16 protein-coding genes are annotated in these 20,517 nt (G+C 44.4%); 6 read left to right on the top strand and 10 right to left on the bottom strand.

What is annotated here, in order from left to right:
* Window positions 1-37: 37 nt before the first annotated feature.
* The 4 genes from ppk1 to rpsU all read right to left on the bottom strand — a co-directional run bounded on the left by ppk1 (window position 38) and on the right by rpsU (window position 6,347).
* Window positions 38-2,116 carry a polyphosphate kinase 1 gene (ppk1, locus tag AAHH42_RS08535; protein ID WP_342220909.1) on the bottom strand — a complete coding sequence of 693 codons (2,079 nt, stop codon included), beginning with the start codon at window positions 2,114-2,116 and terminating at the stop codon, window positions 38-40.
* Window positions 2,117-2,222: 106 nt separating this feature from the next.
* Window positions 2,223-4,064, bottom strand: coding sequence for an RNA polymerase sigma factor RpoD (gene rpoD, locus AAHH42_RS08530; RefSeq protein WP_342220908.1), 1,842 nt, complete (start codon window positions 4,062-4,064; stop codon window positions 2,223-2,225).
* A gap of 140 nt (window positions 4,065-4,204) precedes the next feature.
* Window positions 4,205-6,001, bottom strand: a complete 1,797-nt coding sequence (gene dnaG / locus AAHH42_RS08525; RefSeq protein ID WP_342222042.1) for a DNA primase — start codon at window positions 5,999-6,001, stop codon at window positions 4,205-4,207.
* Between the two features lie 130 nt (window positions 6,002-6,131).
* Window positions 6,132-6,347 carry a 30S ribosomal protein S21 gene (gene rpsU, locus AAHH42_RS08520; RefSeq protein WP_072549580.1) on the bottom strand — a complete coding sequence of 72 codons (216 nt, stop codon included), beginning with the start codon at window positions 6,345-6,347 and terminating at the stop codon, window positions 6,132-6,134.
* A 506-nt stretch (window positions 6,348-6,853) separates the two neighbouring features.
* Here rpsU and tsaD point away from each other — a divergent pair.
* The 4 genes from tsaD to AAHH42_RS08500 all read left to right on the top strand — a co-directional run bounded on the left by tsaD (window position 6,854) and on the right by AAHH42_RS08500 (window position 10,545).
* The gene (gene tsaD / locus AAHH42_RS08515) at window positions 6,854-7,885 is read left to right on the top strand and encodes a tRNA (adenosine(37)-N6)-threonylcarbamoyltransferase complex transferase subunit TsaD (RefSeq protein ID WP_342222041.1); all 1,032 of its coding nucleotides are present in this window, start codon (window positions 6,854-6,856) and stop codon (window positions 7,883-7,885) included.
* Between the two features lie 8 nt (window positions 7,886-7,893).
* Window positions 7,894-9,273: a hypothetical protein gene (locus tag AAHH42_RS08510; protein WP_342220907.1), complete on the top strand. Its 1,380-nt coding sequence runs from the start codon at window positions 7,894-7,896 to the stop codon at window positions 9,271-9,273.
* Between the two features lie 27 nt (window positions 9,274-9,300).
* Complete coding sequence (folB, locus tag AAHH42_RS08505; protein ID WP_072549576.1) at window positions 9,301-9,675, top strand: bifunctional dihydroneopterin aldolase/7,8-dihydroneopterin epimerase; 375 nt, start codon at window positions 9,301-9,303, stop codon at window positions 9,673-9,675.
* A gap of 291 nt (window positions 9,676-9,966) precedes the next feature.
* Entirely contained in the window at window positions 9,967-10,545 is a 579-nt protein-coding gene (locus AAHH42_RS08500) for a hypothetical protein (RefSeq protein WP_342220906.1), read from the top strand.
* 27 nt (window positions 10,546-10,572) lie between these two features.
* Here the strand turns inward: AAHH42_RS08500 and AAHH42_RS08495 are convergent, their stop codons facing one another.
* From AAHH42_RS08495 to AAHH42_RS08470, 6 genes are all read right to left on the bottom strand, one after another.
* Entirely contained in the window at window positions 10,573-11,823 is a 1,251-nt protein-coding gene (locus AAHH42_RS08495) for a multifunctional CCA addition/repair protein (RefSeq protein ID WP_072549574.1), read from the bottom strand.
* A gap of 175 nt (window positions 11,824-11,998) precedes the next feature.
* On the bottom strand, window positions 11,999-12,619 hold the full coding sequence (locus AAHH42_RS08490) for a TIGR04211 family SH3 domain-containing protein (RefSeq protein WP_072549573.1): 621 nt from the start codon (window positions 12,617-12,619) through the stop codon (window positions 11,999-12,001).
* A 234-nt stretch (window positions 12,620-12,853) separates the two neighbouring features.
* The gene (gene rsxC / locus AAHH42_RS08485) at window positions 12,854-14,575 is read right to left on the bottom strand and encodes an electron transport complex subunit RsxC (protein WP_072549572.1); all 1,722 of its coding nucleotides are present in this window, start codon (window positions 14,573-14,575) and stop codon (window positions 12,854-12,856) included.
* Window positions 14,568-15,236 carry an electron transport complex subunit RsxB gene (rsxB, locus tag AAHH42_RS08480; RefSeq protein WP_072549571.1) on the bottom strand — a complete coding sequence of 223 codons (669 nt, stop codon included), beginning with the start codon at window positions 15,234-15,236 and terminating at the stop codon, window positions 14,568-14,570. The genes rsxC and rsxB overlap by 8 nt, the downstream gene beginning before the upstream one ends.
* The gene (gene rsxA / locus AAHH42_RS08475; RefSeq protein ID WP_342220905.1) at window positions 15,236-15,817 is read right to left on the bottom strand and encodes an electron transport complex subunit RsxA; all 582 of its coding nucleotides are present in this window, start codon (window positions 15,815-15,817) and stop codon (window positions 15,236-15,238) included. The genes rsxB and rsxA overlap by 1 nt, the downstream gene beginning before the upstream one ends.
* A gap of 149 nt (window positions 15,818-15,966) precedes the next feature.
* Entirely contained in the window at window positions 15,967-16,584 is a 618-nt protein-coding gene (locus AAHH42_RS08470) for a hypothetical protein (RefSeq protein ID WP_072549569.1), read from the bottom strand.
* 439 nt (window positions 16,585-17,023) lie between these two features.
* Here AAHH42_RS08470 and AAHH42_RS08465 point away from each other — a divergent pair, with 439 nt between their 5' ends.
* Complete coding sequence (locus AAHH42_RS08465) at window positions 17,024-19,150, top strand: peptidase domain-containing ABC transporter (protein WP_072549568.1); 2,127 nt, start codon at window positions 17,024-17,026, stop codon at window positions 19,148-19,150.
* Window positions 19,147-20,517 (top strand): HlyD family type I secretion periplasmic adaptor subunit, encoded by a 1,371-nt coding sequence (locus AAHH42_RS08460; RefSeq protein WP_072549567.1) that lies wholly within the window; start codon window positions 19,147-19,149, stop codon window positions 20,515-20,517. Before AAHH42_RS08465 ends, AAHH42_RS08460 begins: the two co-directional genes overlap by 4 nt.

Raw genomic sequence — 20,517 nt, 5'->3', positions numbered from 1 at the left:
TACGAACTGCCTTGTGATGGGTTTGTGCAATGCAATATTACATGAGACTGACTGCAAAACCTATTGCGCGGCGTCTTTTTCTGGCTGTTCTAACAGCACTTTGCGCCCGTACTTTGCGCTTATTGCCGCGAGGCACATAACGATTACTCAGTTCTTTATCAAGATAACGGGCTTTGACTGTGTCGCTAAACAACAAATCCAAAATGTCTAATACTCGTTGTTTAAGCCGTACATCGAGTATAGGAACGGCGACTTCAATCCGGTAATTGATATTTCTGGTCATCCAGTCGGCAGATGATAGATAAACTAACTTATCGCCTTTATTTTCGAATACATAGACGCGATCATGTTCTAAAAACTGATCAACAATACTGATGACCTGAATATTATCACTGATACCGGCTATATTGGGTATCAGTGAGCATATACCTCGTATTAATAAGCGAATTTGCACACCAGCACTCGAAGCACTGTACAATTTGTCGATCAATCCGTGATCTTCTAGGTTATTAATTTTCAGTTTAATGGCTGCATTTTTTCCATTTTTGGCATGGATAATTTCTTGATCGATTAACTGATATAACATTAACCGTGAGTTTTGCGGTGAGGCCATTAAATGATCGAATTTAACCGGACGGTAAGGATTTTCGATAAAACTAAATACACGGCGTACTTCATTAGTAATACGTGCATCTACTGTTAACAAGGAATAATCGGTATAAAGGCGAGCGGTTTTTTCGTTAAAATTACCGGTACCTATGTGTGCATATCTGATAATTTGCTCATTTTCATAGCGAGATATTAAAAACAGTTTGGCATGAATTTTTAGGCCAGGTGCCGAGAATATAACTTGCACTCCCGCTGCCGTCAGGCTTTTTGCCCAATAGATATTCGCTTCTTCATCAAAGCGGGCTTGTAATTCCACGACTACCGTGACTTTTTTACCGTTATGTGCAGCATGGATCATGGAATCAATAATACGTGAATCTTTTGCTACTCGATAAATATTGATTTTAATCGCAAGGACACTCGGATCGAAGGAAGCTTCGCGCAATAGCTCCAGGACGTGTTCAAAGGTGTGGTAAGGATAATACAATAAAATATCCTGTTCGCGGATCGCATCGAAACTATTACGGAATTGATTGAAACGACTATGTCGTAAGCGGGGCATTGGGCGATGAAGTAAATTGTTTTTGCCAACATTGGGGAAATTGATAAAGTCTTTAAAATTGTGGTAACGCCCGCCAGCAATCACCGAGTCGTCATTAGAGATCGCCAGTTTTTTGCGCAACAGCGCCACCATTTTTTTGGGCATATCCTGTTGATAAACAAAGCGCACTGGTTCTGCGGTCAGACGCTGTTTTAAGCTGGATGACATCAGCTCCAATAGGCTGGATTCCATTTCTGTGACTAAATCGTATTCGGCATCACGGGTCATTTTCATCGAATAGGCGTGTAAGGCATCGTAATCGAAAAAGCCTTTGAAAATTTCATCGAGGCAATAACGTAGTATATTATCCAGTAGTATGATGGGCTTGCGGCGCCGAGGTGCATCGGGGGGTAAATTAACAAAACGTGGCGCTTTATCTGACGGGATTTCTAGCAGTGCATATTTTGTATCGGCACCGTGAATAATTTCGACTGCCAGATAGGTATAATCGTCTTTTAGGAACTGTACCAGGTCGGTATCATGGTTGATCAAAATCGGCGTGACATGTTGCCTCAGACACTGTTTAAAATAGTATCGCAACCAGATTTGTTGATTTTCTGAAATTTGTCGTTCATTAACCAAAAATATTTGTTTACGTGCCATCTCCAATAACAATTCGTTATATAGGCTATCGAAGGCCTGTTCGGCCGTGACGACTTTGACCTGAATTTTTTTTAGCAAATGGCGCGACGCGACGCGTGAACCCTGTTCTTCGCTAATCAAGATATGCTTTTTTAATTCGGCAAAACGCACCTTATAAAATTCATCCAGATTATTGGAATAAATGCCAAGGTAACGCATTCGCTCAATCAGTGGGTTATTTTTGTCTGTCGCTTCTTGCAGTACTCGTTCATTAAAAGACAACCAGCTCAGTTCTTTCTCGGTGTAGAGTTTTTCCTGACTCATGGTGACTCCGTTAATTTCGGTGGCAGTGTCTGGAAACTGATAAGGATCTCGCCATATTAACGCAGTATCTCCCTACCTTGGGTAGGGAGAGTAGGTGGTGGTAATATTAATCATCGAGAAAACTACGTAGCACCTCGGAACGGCTTGGATGACGCAGTTTACGCAATGCTTTGGCTTCAATCTGGCGGATACGTTCACGGGTAACATCAAACTGTTTGCCCACTTCCTCTAAGGTATGGTCAGTGTTCATATCGATACCAAAACGCATACGCAGCACTTTTGCTTCACGGGCAGTAAGACCTGCCAGTATGTCATGAGTCGCTGAACGCAAACTTTCGGAAGTCGCCGATCCGAGCGGTAACTCTTGCACGGTATCTTCGATAAAATCACCCAAATGTGAATCTTCATCGTCGCCGATCGGGGTTTCCATTGAGATCGGTTCTTTGGCGATTTTCAGCACCTTGCGGATTTTATCTTCTGGCATTAGCATGCGTTCTGCTAATTCCTCTGGTGTTGGCTCTCGTCCCATTTCCTGTAGCATCTGGCGTGAGATACGATTGAGTTTGTTAATGGTTTCAATCATATGCACTGGGATACGGATGGTACGCGCTTGATCAGCAATCGAACGGGTAATCGCTTGACGGATCCACCAGGTAGCGTAAGTAGAAAATTTATAACCACGGCGATATTCAAATTTGTCAACCGCTTTCATTAAACCAATGTTGCCTTCTTGAATCAGATCAAGGAACTGTAAGCCACGATTGGTATACTTTTTAGCAATTGAGATCACCAAACGTAAATTAGCCTCTATCATTTCTTTTTTCGCACGCCGTGCTTTGGCTTCACCGATCGACATACGGCGGTTGATGTCTTTAGCCTGTTCGATGGTCAAACTGGTTTCTTCTTCGATATGGCGTAATTTTTGCAGGTTACGTTTTACCTCATCGGCAACGTTGTGCAATTTTTTAGACCAGCTTTTACCCATTTCCAAGGCATTTTCGAACCAGGTCTCATCGGTTTCGTTATTAACAAACAGGGTAACGAAGATTTTCTTTGGCATTTCGCACTGGTCAACACAGAGTTTCATGATGATACGTTCCTGGGTACGAACGCGATCCATCATTGAACGCATATTGTTGACCAGATAGTCAAATTGCCTCGGTACTAGCCGGAAATGTTTAAATATTTCTGAAAGTTTCAGGATCTCAGCGGCAGTATCGGCGTGGTTACGACCATTCTTTTTAATTTCTTTCCTAGTATTTTCATATTGTTCACGCAGTTCGCTGAATTTTTCCTGTGCCAACTCGGGATCAACACTGTTATCGGTTTCAGCATCATCGTCATTGTCTTCATCACTCTCGTCGTTATCCACCATTTCTTCAGCGGATAATTCAGAACCAACATGGGTGGCGGTCGGTGCAATATCTTCTTGTGCGTTAGGATCGACAAAGCCGGTTATCAGATCGGACAGTCGGGCTTGATCCGCGGCAACACGGTCATACTGCTCTAACAGATAAGTAATAGCTTCAGGGTACTCAGCAACTGAACACTGTACCTGATTGATCCCTTCTTCAATACGTTTGGCAATATCAATCTCGCCTTCTCGTGTCAGGAGTTCAACAGTGCCCATTTCACGCATATACATGCGTACGGGATCGGTTGTTCGCCCAATTTCAGCTTCAACACTGGATAACACCTGTGCCGCCGCTTCTACGGCGTCATCATCGGTGTCAGTGGTATTTTCGGCTAACATCAAATCATCAGCATCAGGTGCTTCTTCCAGCACTTGTATGCCCATGTCATTAATCATCTGGATGATATCTTCAATCTGTTCGGAATCGACGATGTCTTCCGGCAGATGGTCATTGACCTCAGCATAGATCAAATAGCCTTGCTCCTTACCACGGGTGACAAGTAGCTTTAGCTGTGACTGCGGGTTTTGCTCCATAAGACGGTATCCACGCTTGCGAGTATATTTGGGTTGGTGTCGGTCGGCGAAGCTGCCAACAATAACATTTGGGGCTTTTTAGATCACCGCTGCCCACTATGGCGGCCAGTGCAGAGGAACATCCTCGCATTTATCGGCAATTAAGCCGTTATATATTTCATTTTTTTTCCTCGCGCCTCATTGATCAGACGAACCTCTTCACGTTCTTCAGCATTTAAGCCATATGTCGTCCGGGCGCGGGCAATTAAAATATCTAATCGTTCTTCCAGTGCTGAATCAAAAAGATGGTTCAACGCATCTCGAAAGGTTATTTCGACGATCTCTTCTACCTCTATGGTGTTCCAAGTTGCTAATTTTTCAAGCTGCTTGCTAAATTTATCACCACGATATTGCTCCAGCAGTTGACCGGTATTCAAACCCGGCTGGGCAAGACAGGTTTCCACCAACTCGATAAACAAGGACAAACCGGCTAATTTCGCTTGTTTTATTCCTTGTAACGAGGGCACCAGTGTCGCCAGATGTGGATATTGCACCAGCAATGCAATAAGTATACGCATGGTTGTTGGTTTTAGCTGCGGCCGTGGGTAGCCATTAACATTTTTAGCACGCTTAGGCATCAGCTTATCTAAAAGATGATCATCCAGAATACCCAATTTATTACCTAATTGCTGGCGTAGGTAGAGTCGTAACGTTTCACCTGGCACCTGAGCAATTAATGGTAGCGCTAAGGCGCTCAGTTTAGCACGCCCATCAGGGCTGCTCAGATCGACCTGTAGTATCAGTGTTTCAAACAGGAACTGAGAGAGCGGTAGCGCCTGTTCCATACGTTGTTCAAAGGCCGCTTTTCCTTCTTTACGCACCAGGGTGTCGGGATCTTCACCTTCGGGCAAAAACATAAAGCGTAGCTGACGTCCATCATTTAGATAGGGAAGCGCTGTTTCCAATGCTCGCCAAGCGGCATCCCTTCCGGCTTTATCACCGTCATAACAGCAAATGACATTGTCTGTGGTGCGAAATAATAACTGGATATGTTCCGCAGTGGTTGCCGTTCCAAGTGATGCGACCACATAATTAATACCAAACTGCGCCAAAGCCACCACATCCATATATCCTTCAACGACTAATAAGCGTGCCGGATTAGGTTGTTTGACCTGTGCTTCATACAAGCCGTAGAGTTGGCGACCTTTATGAAAAATCTCTGTTTCAGGTGAATTTAGATACTTAGGCATACCATCGCCAAGAACACGACCACCAAAAGCGATGATACGACCGCGTTTATCGCGGATCGGGAACATAATACGTCCACGAAACCTGTCGTAGCTGTGTCCTGTGTCACCCTGTTCTGCGTGACTACGCCCCGTATCATTAGTCACCAACATGCCGGTTTTGTTCAGTGTTGCACGGTTTTCCCTGTTGTTGCCAAAACGTTTTACCAGGTTATCCCAGCCCACAGGAGAGAAACCAATAGCAAAGTGCTGGATAACCTCTTTACTCAATCCGCGTTGCTCAAGATAGTGGCAAGCAGAGCGTGCTGACGGGCTATTGAGTGATTGCTGATAAAACTCGCCTATTTGTTCCATCAATGGATAAATATTTTGTCGTTGCTGGTGCTCGATGTGGTTAGCAGCGGTTCCATCTTCGTAAAGCACAGCCACCCCGTTGATAGTGGCTAATTCCTCAATGCTTTCGACAAATTGCAGGCGATCATAATGCATGAGAAAATCTATCGCATTACCGTGAGCACCACAGCCGAAGCAATGATAAAACTGTTTGTCGCTATTGACGGTGAACGAAGGTGTTTTCTCATGGTGGAATGGGCAACACGCGAGATAATTTTTGCCCTGTTTCTTCAGCTTTACCCGAACCTCGATCAGATCGACGATATCGGTACGGGCCAGCAACTCATTGATAAATAAACGTGGAATGCGTCCAACCATAATGCCTTTGTTCGCCAGTTTACCAAACGAGAACAAGCCGTACATCCCTCTCGGAAAGCACGGCCGCCTTTCTTATGCAACGAAAACGGGTAAAGAATAATCAAATGGTGAGATTTTTTGCCCTTAAAAATCAATATAGACGAGTACGGCGCGTGGCCTCACGAGCAACTTGCTTCATTTTACGCTTTGTTGCAGAAGCTTTAGCTCGTTTCCTTTCGGTAGTGGGTTTTTCATAGAACTCACGACGACGAACCTCAGACAAAACCCCTGCTTTTTCGCAAGAACGCTTGAAACGGCGAAGAGCCACGTCGAAGGGCTCATTTTCACGTACTTTAATTACCGGCATGTACCGCGATCCTCAGTAAAATCGATTTGCGGCTGATCACAGAGACCAGCATCTTTCAAAAATAGTGCGCGATCTTACTGCATTGGAAGCGCTTTTGTAAAGCACCACCGTAGACGTCCGTACTAAAATGAAGACGACTATAGACAAATCAGCCTGTGATAAACTGCGGACAGGAGCATTGTGAGTATCCTGTTCTTGGAATGCAAGTGGGTTAGGCAATATACCCTTCGCCTTTCAAGTTACGGCGGTGTTGGCTGCTCGCACTCATCCCAGTCATGTACCACCTGGATTCGATTGATTGCCGCCTTGCCGTAACTCGAAATTCATTGGGTATAGACTTCTTGCAAAACTTCCTGTGTGCTGCAAGCGACGTACTGCAAATTCTGCGTTACCTGGTGCTCGTAATCCTCCTGTACTCGCATGTACACTGGGTTGTTGCGCGCCAGGTGCCTTGATTTCGCAGCACTTACTACGGTTTTGCAAGAAATTTAATAGAGTTAGGAATGATGGAAAAAATAAAGCGCGTTTTGGGTATAGAGACCTCCTGTGATGAAACAGGTATTGCCGTGCATGACGGTGAAAAAGGTCTGTTAGCTAATCAATTATATAGTCAAGTAAAATTACATGCTGATTACGGTGGCGTTGTTCCTGAATTGGCTTCCCGTGATCATGTACGAAAAACGGTGCCACTCATCCAGGCAGCGCTACAGGAGGCCAAGCTCAGTGGAAAAGATATTGATGCTGTTGCTTATACTGCGGGGCCTGGGCTGGTGGGCGCATTATTAGTGGGGGCGACCGTGGGTCGCGCGTTAGCTTTTGCCTGGCAAGTCCCCGCGGTGCCGGTGCATCATATGGAAGGTCATTTACTTTCTCCGATGCTGGAAAACCCCGCGCCATCTTTTCCTTTTATTGCGTTACTGGTTTCAGGGGGGCATACCCAACTTATCAGCGTAACGGCTATCGGTGAATATCAACTTTTGGGCGAATCTGTGGATGATGCTGCCGGAGAGGCTTTCGATAAAACCGCAAAATTATTAGATTTGGATTATCCCGGTGGTGCCATGCTATCGCGTCTCGCCGAGCAGGGAAACGCGAAACGTTTTATCTTTCCACGACCTATGACCGATCGTCCCGGTCTTGACTTCAGTTTTTCCGGTTTAAAAACATTTGCAGCTAATACTATTCACACTAATAATAACGACGATCAAACCCGTGCTGACATTGCGCGTGCATTTGAAGATGCGGTCATCGATACGCTAGCGATAAAATGCCAGCGGGCGCTCGATCAAAGCGGCTTGACTCGTTTGGTGATTGCCGGGGGGGTGAGCGCCAATCGAACACTTCGATTGAAGTTAGCTGAAATGATGCATCAACGCGGTGGCGAGGTATTTTACGCCAGGCCGGAGTTTTGTACGGATAATGGTGCGATGATTGCCTACGCGGGGTGGGTTCGGTTGAAAATGAATGCGGGTACAGAGAATGATCTTAGCATTGCTGTAAGACCGAGGTGGCCGTTGTCGGAATTATCTGTATTGTAATCAGAATCATGATGCTGTATGTAATTAAATGGTGTATTTTAGAGAGATTAAATCTTATGGAAGTATATTTAAGTAGCCGGTGGGGTGGCGAGAAAGTAATCTCAAGTGATGTAGTAGAGAAAATAAAAAATGACGAGTCTGTCACTATGGGTATATGGGAAAAAATAAAGGATTGGTTTTTTGATACTCACCGTGCAGATGCTTATAAGCATCTCCGAACCTTCTTGCATGCTACATCGACAACTGAAAAAATACATGCTTTTCTCAGTTTAAAAAGCCTAGCTCCAGAAGGGAGGCGAAGCTTTTTCAAGATAGAGAAGAGTGCTGAATTAAATAGTTTTGATCTATCGATAGAAACAAAAGATAACGCAGATTCAGTTAAACAGACTATAAGCTTTTCGAATTACAGCGAATCTAGTTCATTCAATAAGTCAAAATTTAGAGAAAACCTTTTCAAGGAAGATTCCCCTGACTTATTAGGAGAATATATTACATGTATTTCAGTAGAAGAAAAAATAAAATTAGCTGAAGAATATATATTATACTCTTTAAAGAATGATGATCTTGTAAAAACTTGCCAAGTTATTAAATCTCTTCTCGGTAAAGAATGTAATATTGGGGTATGCAACGTACTTGTCTTAAAGAGTCTAGAATATGAAAAATATACGGTATTTTCTGAAACTATGAAACACCTTGTTGATCAAAAACAAGATACTCTATTTGAAAAAATCATGCTCGAAAACATTGAGCATAAGCACGGAAAAAATGATGAAGCAGTACGTTCGGCATTCAATTGGCTTATCGAAGGAAATAATACGTTTACAGACGGAGAAAAAATCAAAATAATATTTGACGTATTAGAAAAATGTACGCTAAAGGCTATCGAAAAAGGAAAATTAAGCTTATCCGGAGAATTCACGCAATTTTTCTTGAAAAACAAAAAATCTGGGGCATTCGAACGGATCATGGAATGTCTTATGCAAAAAGGTGTGTCATCATTCGTAGATGTTATATCCCCCTTGTTCAAAAAATGTGGCACCGAAACATTAGTAAAATGCCTGAGAGATTCTACCCGTACATGTTTTTTTAAGAATGATAGTTTTATTAATGGGCTAGGTGATAAGGTATTCGTCGACCATAGTAGTGAATGCGGTTATGTATTTGTAAAATTTTTTGAGGTTTTTGTAAAGCTTGTAAATAATGGAAAAGAAAATGGTAGAACTCCTGATGATTCTACTGTAAAAAAGATGAGAGAACATATAAAAAAGATATGTAGACTGAATAATTCTGTAACTACAACAGAACAAGATAACCTATTTAAGGAATTTTTAGAGAAGTTCTCCAAATATGAGCAAACTGCAGCGTTCAGTTGGGAGGACCAGTCCTAAGCGACTGGGTAAACAGAGAATACCCCAATGGATATCGTATTTATTGAACAACTCTGTGTCATGACCACCATTGGTGTTTATGACTGGGAACAACGCATTCGCCAGAAATTAATTTTTGACATCGAAATAGGCTCGGATAACCGTAAAGCTGCCGCCAGTGATGATGTTAAAGATTGTTTGAATTACGCGGAGATCAGTGAGGCTGTTCTGCAACACGTAGAAAAAAATAGTTTTGCACTGGTAGAACGGGTCGCGGAGGAGGTTGCTGAGTTGTTATTAACGCGTTTTCCCTCATCTTGGGTACGGATAAAAGTTAGCAAATCAAACGCAGTGCCGCAGGCTAAGCATGTCGGGGTGATTATTGAACGCCGATCGTGCTCGAATATTGAGATGAATACATAAAAGACATCTTTTTTGAGCGTGAAGCGTTGTGTATGGTTACCAACGGGGTATGATTTAACGTCATACCCCGTGTTAGTTTTTGAATCATCCGACGAGGGTTGTATACCCTTCGCCTTTCAAGTTACGGCGGTGTTGGCTGCTCCCACTCATCCCAGTCATGTACTACCTGGATTCGATTGATTGCCGCCTTGCCGTAACTCGAAATTCATTGGGTATATACGACGGAGAGATCATTGCGGTTTTGCAAGAAATCTAATGAAAATACGTGCCTAAAGAAAGGAGAGTGCGTAAATGGCATTGGTAGCCTTTGATACACAAGAATTTGTAGAAACACTTGAAACGGCGGGTCTGTCTATAAAGCAGGCTCGAGCAATTTCCCTCGTTGTTCGTCAATCTCATGAAGCTGTAGATGTTGTGACCAAGCGTGATCTTGATGAAATAAGTAAGGACTTATCGGGTGAGATTGTTGAAGTTCGTAAAAATATAGTGGCACAGTCTGAAAAAATCGACGCCAAAATAGAGCTGGTTTATAAAGATTTATCTGCTGAGCTCGCGTCAGTTCGTAAAGACTTGTCTATTGAAATGGTGTTGGTTCGTAAAGATCTGTCTGCTGAGATAGTGGAAGTCCGTAAAGATATACAGACATTGTCCGAGAGGACTGATGCTCAGATAGAAAGTGTTCGTAAGGATATGGATGTACGCTTTGAACAGGTTGATAAACGTTTTGAGCAAATTGATAAACGCTTCGATCAAACGGATAAGCGTTTTGATAAGCTTGAATCTAAATTCGATCGTATGCAATGGTTTATTGTCGCTGCTGCACTTGGACTGATATTCAAAGAACATATTGTCCGCTTGTTTGGACTCTGATCTGCCTCTCTCTCAACAGTACCAAAATTATGCTAACTGATGTGAAAATGGTTTTTTGTCTTTTTTCCATTGGGCTAAGGCCAGTTGGCGGCGATGTTTCAGTTCATCCGCAATAGCGCTGCCTTGTAAACCACTGGCGATCACTGCTTGTACCGGTATTGCCTCGGCTATGCGAAAAGCGTTGCGCAAGTAGTCGCCCTGTGGGTAGAGGTTGTCTTCAAACCCAGTACGGCCGCGTGCGTCGGCTTCACTGATTAAAATCATTTGCTCCAAACGATGTGGTTTACGCCAGGCATCGATGGCATCGAACAATTTCAGTAAGGTTTCGGGTCGTAATTTATTGACTGTATGAATCAGATCATGATATTCCGCTGCTAACTTGGCTAGCTCACGTATTGAAGCAGGTACTTTTAAACGTTGGCATAATTGCTCGACCAACTTTACCCCTGCCGAACCATGACCGTGGTGACGAGGCCAAAGCTCTTTAGCCGTTAGCCCCTTACCAAGGTCGTGACAGAGTGCCGAGAAACGCACTTCTATTTGTGTGCTCAAGCAGGCGGCGATGGCCAGTGTCATCAGTGTATGGACGCCGGTATCAATTTCAGGGTGCCATTTGGCGGGGGCGGGTACGCCAAATAGTGCGTCGATTTCAGGAAACAACACGGCCAGCGCCCCGCAATCACGCAATACTTGAAAATACTTATGTGGGCTTTGGCTGAGCAATGCTTTTTCGGTTTCTTGCCAAACCCGCTCTGCGACCAGATCGGATAGCTCACCGTCGTTGACCATTTTTGTCATTAGCGTGAAGGTTTCTGAGGCAATGGTAAAACCCAAATGTGCAAAGCGCGCGGCGAAGCGCGCTATTCGCAGCACACGCAGCGGATCTTCAGTAAAAGCGTCAGAAACATGACGTAACACGCGGTTGGCGAGATCTTTTTCACCTTGATAGGGATCGATTAATTCGTTGTCCTCATCATTGCGTGCCATCGCGTTGATCGTGAGATCCCGTCGGCGTAAATCTTCTTCTAGTGTGACGTCCGGTGCCGCGTAACAGGTAAAACCCGTGTAGCCGTGACCGGACTTACGTTCCGTACGTGCTAAGGCGTATTCTTCTCGAGTAATGGGATGGAGAAAAACGGGGAAGTCTCTGCCTATTTGTTGATAGCCTAAAGAAAGTAATTTTTCGGGGGTTGCATTGACGACCACCCAATCTCGTTCACTGATTGGCAGGTTTAACAAACTGTCACGAACAGCACCACCGACCAGGTATATATTCATAATTATACTCCTTAGAAGCTATTCGAAATCTCTTGTGCTCGTTGAGACTTCGTCAAAAACACGCTCAACATGCTCATTTCTTTGTTGTATACAAAGAATAAACTGCGTTTTTTCGCCCATTTTTTCCTCTTCTGAGCACAGTGAAAAAGATTTGGAACAGGCTCTAACAGGAAATTTAATTCATCCAGCGATTCTTTTGTTTACGACTGGGGATGAGATGTGGCAGTAATAAACCTAACATTAAGCCGCTGCCGGCCACGCCACCGCCGTACATAAACCATTGCAAAATAACAGCTCGTTGTTTGTCATCTTGTTGTTGATTGACAGCATTCACTTTTTTTTGTGCCACCACGAGTTGATGTTGCAGGACTTCATTTTCATGTTTTAATTCATCGATGATATCGTCACTGGATGCCACTTTCTGTTGCATTTCTGCGGTACGTTGATTCCAGCTTTCATCGATATTATGTAGTTGCTCGGTTAGGCTGCTTACTTTTTGTTCCAGCTCAGGAAGTTTAACGCGTAAGCTAGGCAATGGGCTAAGTTGATCGAGAGGGAGCCAGACAATACGGCCTTTCGAGTCGCGAATTTGACCATAATTCTCATCGTGATTAACATCGAGTAGCGTGACTTCATCACCGGCATTCAGGGAGCCAATGATACGATATTGGCTACCAGGGCCGCTATGGACATAGGTAATGAGTGAATCGGAAATATAACGCTTTTCTTCCGCTGTTGCTCCCCAAGAAAGACCTAACATCAGCATAGCGAAACAAATCAGGGATAATTTCTGCATGGTATCATCATCTATTAGTGGATTTATAAAATAGACTTTTGCAAAACCTATTAGGTGGTGCGAATTCTGCGTTGGGCAGCGCTCGCAATCCTCATATACTGCGCGTACCACAGCGCTTGCCGCGTGCCAGGTGGCCTTTTGAATTAACGAACAACGATTTTGCAAGAAGTCTAATGTACAAAACGATAGTAGAGGCTTAAGTGTGTTGATGCAATGAATAAAGCAGCTCTATCATTAATCCGATTTAAGAATTTGTACTGCCTTTTTAGCTTTTACTCTAGCAATCGCCGCGGCAATCGTGGCTTGGCGTACATCTGCCTGTTCTGTGGTGTTTTCTGTCTTCGGTTCGACTGATGTTTGAGGTGTTGCGGCTGTACCGATGAGGAGGCTGTTAGCTACTAATGGTGGTGATTGTGTGGTAACAACCGTTGCTTTCGTTGCGGGTTGACGCTGTGCACGTGCTTGTTTCTCTCGATCCAGACGCGTCTTTTTCGCTTCAAACCGTGTTTTAGCGGCGGCTGCACGACTCATTTCCTGATCCAATGCCTGTATCTCTGCTTTTTCCTGTCGGTAATATTGCACTAATGGAATATGACTCGGGCAGACATAAGCACAGGCACCGCATTCGATGCAGTCAAACAAATTATGATCACGGGCTTTTTCGTGTTCTGCGCCGCGACTGAACCAATAAAGTTGCTGCGGTAGTAGTCCGGCTGGACAGGCATCGACACAAATCCCACAACGGATACAGGGTTGCTCTGGTTCGGAGAGTGCGATTTCGGTGGTGTCAGGTGCTAAAATGCAATTACTGATTTTAACAATCGGGACATCTTGGCTCGGCAGTGTAAACCCCATCAATGGCCCTCCCATAATCAGTATTGGCCTAGGCTGCGCTTGAAAGCCTGCTTGTGCCAGTAAGTGGCGTACCGGTGTACCGAGCCGCACCCAAAAATTCCCCGGGCTGGTTAAGGCATCACCGGTTAAAGTGACCACCCGTTCGATCAACGGTTCGCCATCAATAATGGCTCGTTTTATGGCAACCACAGTCGCGATATTTTGCATCAATACACCAATAGAAGACGAGTGTTTGCCACGAGGGATCTCCATCCCAGTGAGAATTTTGGTTAATTGTTTTGCTCCACCAGAAGGATATTTAGTGGGTATTACCCGCAGCTGTATATTTTGCGGTTGTGTCATAGGTGGTTGTGCCGTTTGTAGCTTCCCGGTCTGTAGCTGCATAGACTGTAACTGAGTTGCTTCTTCTTTGCTCAATGCCTGTTTGAGCGCCGCAATGGCGGCAACTTTATTATCTTCAATGCCAATCAGCACCTGCATCGGTTGCAATATGTGCAGCAGAATGCGAATGCCGACGACAATCTCATCAGCATGTTCCTGTATTAGGCGATCATCAGCAGTAATATAGGGTTCACATTCGGCTGCATTGATAATGAGAGTGTGGTTATTTTCTAGCGCACTGGTGAGTTTAGTGGCAGAAGGAAAACCGGCACCACCTAGCCCGGCAATGCCTGCGTGGTGAATACGTTCCAGTAATTGTTGAGCGCTGAGCTGTTGATAATCGATCTGCGGATAACGCTGATACCAGGTATCCTTGCCATCAGCAGTAATTTGTACACATTGCTCAGCTAAGCCAGAAGGATGGGCGATGATGTGTGCTCCGATGGTGCTGATGATACCCGATGTAGGCGAATGAACCGGCAAATTATCATCATGAATTGCTGTTAATGGTTGCCCTTTTAGTACTGATTGACCTACATTGACCCGGATCTCAGCTGGCGATCCTGCATGTTGTCGCAGGGGAACAATAAAGTGTTCCGGTAAGGAAGCGGTGCGTATCGGCACTGTACTCGATTGTAATTTCATATCAGGGAGAGGGATCCCTCCGGTGAAATTCCAGACTTTATCTTTATTATTGTGAGCCCCAAATAGCTTAAACATGTTGCTCCGTATCTATTATTTTTACTGCAATGGGATGAGATGGCTTGTTTTTTATTGGAGCCGTTTCTATAAGGCTGGTTTTTGTAGAGTGAGTTTCTATAGGGACTGTTTTTACCGGGATACGAGTCAGATCCCACTTCCAATTAGCGGTAGTGGTGATAACGGGCCTCATTTCAATACAATCGGTGGGGCAGGGGGCAACACAGAGATCACAACCGGTACAAAAATCGGTTAGTACGGTATGCATGGCGCGAGTGGCCCCAACGATAGCATCAACGGGGCAAGCTTGAATGCATTTTGTACAGCCGATGCAATTGCTTTCATCAATAAAAGCGACTTTACGTGGCGGATGAGTCACGCTTTCATCACCATCAAGCGGTTGTGGTTCTACACCTAGCAACGCTGCCAGTTTCAGCATCACCTGTTCGCCGCCGGGGGCGCATTTGTTAATTTTTTCACCGTTATTTGCTACCGCTTCAGCATAAGGACGACAACCCGGGTAGCTACATTGACCACACTGGCTTTGTGGCAGAAGTTTATCAACCTGCTCAATAATAGGATCTTGCTTTACTTGAAAGCGCCGCGCAGCGAATCCCAGAATGCCCCCACAGAGCAGCGCCAATACGCTTAAAGCGGCAATAGCAAGCCATAACGACGACATCAAAATTTCACCAAGCCCGTAAAGCCCATAAATGCCAACGACATCAATCCGGCGGTGATTAATGCGATGGGCGGGCCTCGAAAGGGCAACGGGACATCGGCGAGTGCCAGTCTTTCACGGATGGCCGCAAAGAGTACCATTACCAAAGAAAAGCCGACGGCAGCACTGAAACCGTAAACTGCAGACTGCAGGAAATTATGGGATTGATTGATATTCAGTAAAGCGACACCCAGTACAGCACAATTGGTGGTGATCAAGGGTAAAAATATCCCCAGTAGTCGATACAACACGGGGCTGGTTTTACGTACCATCAGCTCAGTGAATTGCACCACCACGGCAATAACCAGAATAAAAGTCAGTGTACGCAAATACACCAGACCCAAAGGTAACAGGATAAAGCTGTTTACCATCCAGGAACAAATCGACGCCAGTGTTAACACAAAAGTGGTAGCTAACCCCATACCAATGGCCGTCTCCAGTTTTTTGGAAACTCCCATGAATGGGCACAGGCCAAGGAACTTGACCAGTACGAAATTATTTACCAAAACGGTACCAATAAAAAGGAGTAAGTATTCTGTCATTCTCTGTCACGCCTGGAAAAAGTAGCGCCTAAAAAATTAGGCTATCTATTATCCAGGATCGCTGACTTGACGACAACAAATGAATTGATTGCCTTACCGCATGAGACCTCGTTAGAGGGATCTATTTTTTATTTTTCAGGACCATGGTTTTATTTCCTTTTGAGGATAGCGTTACTAATCAGCATGGCTATCGATGATAGCGTTTTGAGTCCCCCAGCTCCTATTGCTTTTAGTGTGTCGCTTGCCCAAGCGCTCGCCGCTTTTAGCTGTAGTTTATCTGCTATCCAAGAGACACCGATTACCAAAAATATTTTTGCCGGTTTTGCCAGAAAGAAACCAACTGCACAGGAAACGACAACCGCGCCTAAAATCGGGTTTATGGCAAAAGCCACAGGTATAGCGAGCGCGATAGTGATAGCCTTTTTCTTATTTTTACGTACCGCTTCAACCATGTTAATTAATGGTTTACTTACGAACTTCACAATTTCAGGTGCGACTGTGCCAACCTTGTCCTTGGATGTTTCTTGTGAGGCACTGGGGTGAGCTACCGTAAGTTCCACTGTACTGCCCTCACCGTATTTGTCCTTGTGCCACATAGCCTTGGATGTTTCTGGCAAGGTACTGGGGTGATCTAGTCTTACTGCTGTAACAGTAGGAAGATAATGTGTGTTGCTTGCTCCAGATGGACTGGAATCTGTATGCGGAGGAGGATTTTCAGGTAACGTGTTATTAGGATGCGGTATACTTTGTGCTTTTTCTACTAGCATAATTTATCCCTATTTTTAATTTTATTTTTTGTCATTATAAATAATAATGATAACGAGGATCTTATTCAATAATATTATTCAGTAGCTAATACTTATATATAACATTATTTATAGTAAGTGGTTAAAATCGAAAGCCCAAACCCGATCACATGGAAAGAGACGAAATGTTAAACATAGTTTCGCTTAGGTAACATGGATGGCAAGCCATATTATCGACAAATACCCTTTGTTATCTGTTCAACAGAAAATTAAATTAATTTTGAGATTAAATTTTCTTATCGGGGTTAAACATTTTTTTAATTCTGCTTTATAGTACAGAATAGAAGTGTATCCTAGGTATATATGGGATTTTCCCCAAGATCACTTCATCAATAATGACATTTTACCCGAAGAAAATGTCGGCAAACTTATTTAAAATAGACAACAGGTAGCATAGGATATGGACAATCATATTTTTTCCGCGCTGATCTGTGCTGCGAGGTTATTACGCCTCGCAGGATTACACCCGATTAGTACTGAAGAATTTAGCAGCAACAATAATATTGAAACGGATTCTGTTGCTTCACAAAAGCAATTGCAAAAGCATTTAAGTCAGTTCGCTGCTCCTTTATCCGCCCGCTTTCGGTTGCAAAAACTGCCATTAGAAAAATTAAGGCCGGAACATTTGCCAATGGCATTTCGCGATCGGGAAGGGAAATTTATATTGTTAGCACGAATAAATGAAGAGCAAGCATTATTACAATATTCAGATACCGATCAGCCACAAATAATAGATCGTGCTGAATTAGGCAATTTATGGGGTGGATTATGTGTGTTATGTAAACAATCACGCTTTGATATTCGTTGGTTTATTCCGGCTTTTCTTCGCCATCGCAATCAGTTAATTCAAGTATTATTGTTATCGTTGTTATTACAATTATTGGCGTTAATTGCGCCACTTTTTTTTCAGGTGGTGATGGATAAGGTATTGGTGCATAACGCCTTGGCGACGTTAGATGTGTTGGTGATTACGCTGGTGGTGGTCGGCATATTTGAAGTCGTACTCAAAAGTTTGCGTGAATATTTATTTGCCCATACTACCACTCGCGTTGATATTCAACTTGGCGGTAAATTATTCCATCATTTGGTCCGTTTACCTTTGAGTTATTTCAAACAGCGGCATGTTGGCAATATTGTGGCCCGGGTACGGGAATTAGATAGCATTCGTGAGTTTATTACCGGTTCGGCGTTGACATTATGTGTAGATGTGCTGTTCTCGGTGGTGCTTTTTGTCGTGATGTGGATGATTTCACCTTACCTGACTCTAGTGACCTTAGCTGCCATTCCCTTCTTTGTATTACTGGCGGCACTGACCACCAAACCATTGCAAAAGAGGGTGGAGGAACTCTGCGGTTTTGCTGCGCAAAATGGCTCCTTTCTAACGGAAACGGTTTCAGGGGTAGAAACCGTGAAAAGTCTGGCGTTAGAACCACGGATGCAGCACCGTTGGGAGCAACAGACCCGGGATTTTGCTCAATCAAACTTTCGAGTACAAAATTTACAAAATTTTAGTAGCCAAACAGCGCAATTATTACAAAAAACCACAGGCGCGCTGGTTATTGTCTTGGGTGCGTATCAGGTGATGGACATTCATCTCAGTATTGGACAGTTGATCGCTTTCAATATGCTGTTAGTGCAGGCGATGTTACCGATGACCAAACTGGTTGATCTGTGGCAGCAAAGTATTCGTGCTCAAGTAGGTTTATCACTGTTGGCAGACATGCTGACGTTACCTATTGAACAGGCCGTGGGCGATGTTCAGCCACTGGAACCGGTTAAGGGTGATATCAGGTTAGAAAATGTGCTTTTTCGCTATCGACCCGATCTCGATCTCGTGCTACGTCAATTTACCTTACATATCCGTGCGGGCGAACATATTGGGTTAGTGGGGCCTTCTGGATCGGGTAAAAGTACCGTTGCCCGTTTGTTACAACGGCTATATAGCGCTGAACAAGGGAGTATTACCCTCGATGGTTGCCCGATAAGTTCTTTTCCACCCAGTTTTTTACGGCGTCAAGTGGGGGTGGTGATGCAAGAAAGTTATCTGTTTAACCGTACGGTGAGGGAAAATATCGCTCATTCCTGTCCCACTGCGCCACTGGAAGATGTCGTTAAGGCGGCACGTTTGGCAGGTGCGGATGAATTCATTTTAGCGCTCCCTTTAGGTTATGACACGGTTTTATCGGAAGGGGGCGCTTCACTTTCGGGTGGACAACGCCAACGCATTGCTATTGCTCGTGCGTTGTTGGCTGATCCACGTATCCTGATATTTGATGAAGCGACCAGTGCATTGGATGATGAATCTCAAGAAAAAATACAGAAAAATATGGCGAAAATTGTCGCCAGCCGAACCGTGATCACCATCGCACATCGTTTATCTACTGTACGTCAATGTCATCGCATTGCGGTACTTGAACAGGGTGTGGTCACTGAACTGGCTCATCATGACGAATTACTCCGATTAAAAGGGAGTTACGCCCGTTTATGGCAACAACAGGTTAGTTTTAGCGCAGAGGAAGCCAAATGAAATTTATTTCCCAGTGGATAGCGAAATGGCGTGATAAGCAGCAGCAAGCCGCTCGCACTCGTGATGAATATGATTTTTTGCCTGCTTATTTGGACATCGTTGAACGTCCGGCAGCGCCTTGGGCACGTCGTACCGCTTGGGCTATCGCCTTATTTTTATTATTGGTCTTGTTCTGGTCAATAGTAGGTAAGTTGGATATTCATGCAACGGCGTTAGGTCGCGTCATTGTGGCTGATCATTCCAAAGTTGTTCAACCGTTAGAACAAGGTGTGGTGGTCGCCATTAATGTCCGCGACGGCGAGCGCGTGCATGAAGGGCAGGTATTGATTGAACTGAATCCGGTGGGGATTGATGCTGAAGTGCGTAATATAAAGCAACAACTTATGCATCGTAGGCTGGAGAGAGCCCGTTTAACTGCGTTGCTGACTGACGATCCTTTGGCTAATTTTACACCGCCGGCAGACAGTGAACCGCATTTAATCGAGACGCGGCTTGCTTTGCTAAGACGTGAACTGGATGAAATGAATGCCGAGTTAAAACGTCAAGATGTGGAATTGGCGGTAAATCAGGCTAATTATCAGGCGGTAGAGCAAAAGATCGGCAGTCAGCAAAGGCTATTAAAAAATATTGAAAGACGTTTACAAGCTCATCGTACACTGGCTAAAACACAGGCGATTGCTGAAGTAGAACTGCTGAAAGAAGAACGAGAGTATCTCAACGCCAAAGCCGAATTGAGTGCGCTTGACGGTCAGCAATCGATATTACTCTCGCAACAACAAAGTTATATACAGGGTAAACAACGTTTTCTGGCAGAAAAGAAACGTGATTACCGTGAGCGCTTAAATAAGGCGAGTGAGGTGATTAGTCAGCTGACTCAAGAGCAAATTAAAATTGTTGAACGGCAAAATTTGCAAACGTTAAAAGCACCGGTGGATGGTGTGGTACAGCAACTGGAAGTACATACCCTGGGTGGCGTGGTGACGCCGGCTCAACAACTGATGGTGGTGGTGCCGGAAAATAACGAGCTGGAGCTAGATGCCATGCTATTAAACAAGGATGTGGGTTTTGTTTTGCCTGGTCAGCCGGTTGAAGTCAAGGTAGACAGTTTTCCCTACACTCGTTACGGCACTCTGGCGGGGGAAGTGAAACACGTTTCCCGCGATGCGGTTGATGATCCTAAACAGGGATTGGTGTTTCCAGTTCGCGTCCGTTTACTCACTGACACCTTGGTAGTGGATGGAAAACCCGTACGGTTGTCAGCGGGAATGTCAGTCAGTGCGGAGATCAAAACGGGTAGGCGACGAGTGATTGATTACCTGCTAAGCCCGTTGCAACAATATCAGTCTGAAGCATTGAGGGAGCGTTAA

It is taken from the genome of Candidatus Fukatsuia endosymbiont of Tuberolachnus salignus (assembly GCF_964030845.1).
In the GTDB taxonomy this organism is placed as follows: domain Bacteria; phylum Pseudomonadota; class Gammaproteobacteria; order Enterobacterales; family Enterobacteriaceae; genus Fukatsuia; species Fukatsuia symbiotica.
Note: the sequence above shows the minus strand (reverse complement) of the source record. Positions and strands in the feature narration are given on the sequence as shown.

Coding starts and splice junctions, on each gene's coding strand:
- AAHH42_RS08495 (WP_072549574.1), bottom strand. CDS start 11,823: ATGAATATATACCTGGTCGGTGGTGCTGTTCGTGACAGTTTGTTAAAC.
- AAHH42_RS08465 (WP_072549568.1), top strand. CDS start 17,024: ATGGACAATCATATTTTTTCCGCGCTGATCTGTGCTGCGAGGTTATTA.
- rpoD (WP_342220908.1), bottom strand. CDS start 4,064: ATGGAGCAAAACCCGCAGTCACAGCTAAAGCTACTTGTCACCCGTGGT.
- rsxA (WP_342220905.1), bottom strand. CDS start 15,817: ATGACAGAATACTTACTCCTTTTTATTGGTACCGTTTTGGTAAATAAT.
- folB (WP_072549576.1), top strand. CDS start 9,301: ATGGATATCGTATTTATTGAACAACTCTGTGTCATGACCACCATTGGT.
- rsxC (WP_072549572.1), bottom strand. CDS start 14,575: ATGTTTAAGCTATTTGGGGCTCACAATAATAAAGATAAAGTCTGGAAT.
- AAHH42_RS08470 (WP_072549569.1), bottom strand. CDS start 16,584: ATGCTAGTAGAAAAAGCACAAAGTATACCGCATCCTAATAACACGTTA.
- dnaG (WP_342222042.1), bottom strand. CDS start 6,001: ATGGTTGGACGCATTCCACGTTTATTTATCAATGAGTTGCTGGCCCGT.
- ppk1 (WP_342220909.1), bottom strand. CDS start 2,116: ATGAGTCAGGAAAAACTCTACACCGAGAAAGAACTGAGCTGGTTGTCT.
- rsxB (WP_072549571.1), bottom strand. CDS start 15,236: ATGTCGTCGTTATGGCTTGCTATTGCCGCTTTAAGCGTATTGGCGCTG.
- AAHH42_RS08460 (WP_072549567.1), top strand. CDS start 19,147: ATGAAATTTATTTCCCAGTGGATAGCGAAATGGCGTGATAAGCAGCAG.
- tsaD (WP_342222041.1), top strand. CDS start 6,854: ATGGAAAAAATAAAGCGCGTTTTGGGTATAGAGACCTCCTGTGATGAA.
- AAHH42_RS08510 (WP_342220907.1), top strand. CDS start 7,894: ATGATGCTGTATGTAATTAAATGGTGTATTTTAGAGAGATTAAATCTT.
- rpsU (WP_072549580.1), bottom strand. CDS start 6,347: ATGCCGGTAATTAAAGTACGTGAAAATGAGCCCTTCGACGTGGCTCTT.
- AAHH42_RS08490 (WP_072549573.1), bottom strand. CDS start 12,619: ATGCAGAAATTATCCCTGATTTGTTTCGCTATGCTGATGTTAGGTCTT.
- AAHH42_RS08500 (WP_342220906.1), top strand. CDS start 9,967: ATGGCATTGGTAGCCTTTGATACACAAGAATTTGTAGAAACACTTGAA.